Source organism: Candidatus Magnetobacterium casense (assembly GCF_019173545.1).
Lineage (GTDB): Bacteria > Nitrospirota > Thermodesulfovibrionia > Thermodesulfovibrionales > Magnetobacteriaceae > Magnetobacterium > Magnetobacterium cryptolimnobacter.
The window spans coordinates 1-2,497 of sequence record NZ_JABXWD010000451.1 but is presented as its reverse complement, the minus strand read 5'-3'; the positions used below and the strand labels follow the sequence as shown (position 1 = coordinate 2,497).

Below are 2,497 nucleotides of genomic sequence, written 5' to 3'. Positions count from 1 at the left end.
GAACGTTAGCAGCCAACTCCGCCGCCTGCATGTCTATCTTGTAACCCTCAAGTATGGTGTTGTTGGCAAGGAGTTTAGCCTTATACAACTCCACATCGACGGCCTGGACTTCTTTCTCTATCTTGTAGCCCTCCATCTGGGCCTTGTATATCTCAGTGTTGTAGAGGTCGCCCTTGAGCTGTGTGTCATAAACATCAGCAAAGGTCTTGAAAAGTCCAACCTTGCTGTTGAAGTGGTTGACCTCGGAGTTGAATATCTGCACTCCAGCATCTACCAAGGCACGTTGTGCCTGCAGCGCACGCTCGTAATACCCGCCCATGTAGCCGATGATAGCCTGCTCTATCCCTGCCGCTGCGCTGATGCCCGCCTGTTGTATCTGTGTTTGCAGCCTGGCCGTTTCCGAGTTGGCCTGGAGGGTAAGTTCGGCCTCCTTAACACGGCCTTCCAGCGTCAACCTGGCACGATCTACGCCCATGCGTGCCCTTTCGATACCGCCCTGAAGGGCCAGCCGTGCCCGCTCTGCCCTGAGCTGTGCACGCTGTGTAGCGGCGTCAATGGCGAGTCGTCCCTTGCTGATTGATACGTCGGCGGCCTTGATGTTGCCCTCTATCTTGAGCCGTACCTTTTCTATCTTGAGTTCATTGTTTTTGGTGTCCGCCTGCAAGTGCAACGTTGCGTTGGTCTTGTTTGCGTCGAGGTTCATCTCAGCGCCCTTCATTTGGGCCGTGAAGTCAAGCTCTGCCTGCTTGATGGCAAACTCCCGCCCTGCCGTTGCAACGTTGAGATTGGCCTCTGTCGTAGCGGCCTGGTATGCCGCCAGGGCTGCCCCCGTGGGCATGATATACCCCAACCCTGCGAACTTGTGCATGACCTCGTCCTGCTTGTTTACAGCGGCACCAAGCTCCTTGTCACGTGCCCTGTCCCAGACCATCTGCTCAACGTTGGGGTCTATTGTTGGCACTGCAACAGGGACTACATCTATCGGGAAAATCGTATCAAGGATGGCATCATAGACGGTGGTCAATATATCCGGCACGGAGTAGTCTATGTCGAGGTCAGGTATCTCCGGTATGTCTACACCGACCAGTTCTGAGACACTTGGGATGCTGATTGAGCTGCTCACGGTGGGAGCAGTCTGACCAAGGAGCGACTGTAGCAACACAGAGATGTACGGTGTTTCACTGAAGCTAATCGTATTAGCAGGGACCACAAGGTTATCCACCGGAGCCGTACCACCAAACGTAGTTCCTGACAACGTTGGCTTTGTCGGAGGTGTTGACGTACTGCCGGTAGCCGGAGGGGTGACGGCTGCAATGCTGGGCTTGGTCGGAATCGAAACAGACCCTGCAGTGGGTATCGTTGGCGTGGTGGCCGTGAACGTTGGGGCCTGTGGTATCGTAATCGTTGGAGCCGTGGCGCTTAACGACGGAATGACAGGCTTTGTCATCGCACCGATCGAAGACGTGGGCGGTGACGTAAACAACGACGACAGCGTTGACAACTGCGGGGCTTTGGGTTGCCCAGCTTTGAGCTGCTGTATCTGCGCATCGGCGTTGATGTTCAGACCGGTCGTAAACATAGGAAACGTGCCGAAGCTCACGATATAACTCAACGTCTTTTTCAGATCGTCTGCAAAAGCGCTGACCTCTGTCATTATTGAATCGGCCTTTGCCTGCTGTGCTCCCATCATCAGTTGTGCCTGGTTCGTTGACATGCTACCCTCCTATGTTATCCCGATTGCTGCTAAGTGCGAATGCGGAAACCACTGCCATATTGTTTTATCCAACGGGTCGTAATCCTTTAGTCGGTCGTCGTCGTCTTTCAGTGTCCATTCCTTAGCGAACCCTGCGGACAATGCCTTGTTGTCTATGTTAATTATGCCAACAATCCTGTGATCAAATGTCTTGTTTGACTTCAAGACGCAGTATGTGTACAGGATTAAGCCTTTCTCTATTATACAAGAATGGTTGCTTGTGTCTTGAGGTAATATCTTTTTGCCCGTCTTTGAGGTTGTCAAGACAGTACTCGTGACAACTGAGGTCGTGCCGCTTGTTACAGTACCAGTCCAACCAAAGAGGGTTTTGCCTGTCTCTGTATTGTTGTATGTCGTGTGCTGATATATTACAACATAATCAATTATGCCGTCTTGCTCTATCGTATGATCGTAAGCTATCACGGCAATATCCTTTGAGCCTTGTGCCGTCTTGCGATATTCCCCGCCGATTTCAGCAGGCCCCCACTGGCCTCTAAGTGTGAATGGCACTCCGCCAGGGATTACCCATATTGCCTCTATCGGTTGACAACCGTCACAATACCCCGATGTCGCCACAATCGGGCACATGTATCCGGATATTGACAGGTCAGGATAGTCGTCCCTGGTCTCAGTATAGCTAAAAGACTCAAGGATATCGCCTCCTAAAGACAACTCCTCTTTGATATTTGCAACTGACTCCTGATAAAAGTATCCAAAGACCCCGTTACGCTCAACGTTTAAGTA

Annotated in this window: 2 protein-coding genes; both read right to left on the bottom strand. The window is 51.8% G+C overall.

What is annotated here, in order from left to right; genetic code table 11:
* Positions 1-1,714 (bottom strand): hypothetical protein (locus HWQ67_RS16195; protein ID WP_218253722.1); only part of this gene is annotated, 1,714 nt, incomplete at its 3' end.
* Positions 1,715-1,723: 9 nt separating this feature from the next.
* Positions 1,724-2,497 (bottom strand): hypothetical protein (locus tag HWQ67_RS16190; protein ID WP_218253721.1); only part of this gene is annotated, 774 nt, incomplete at its 5' end.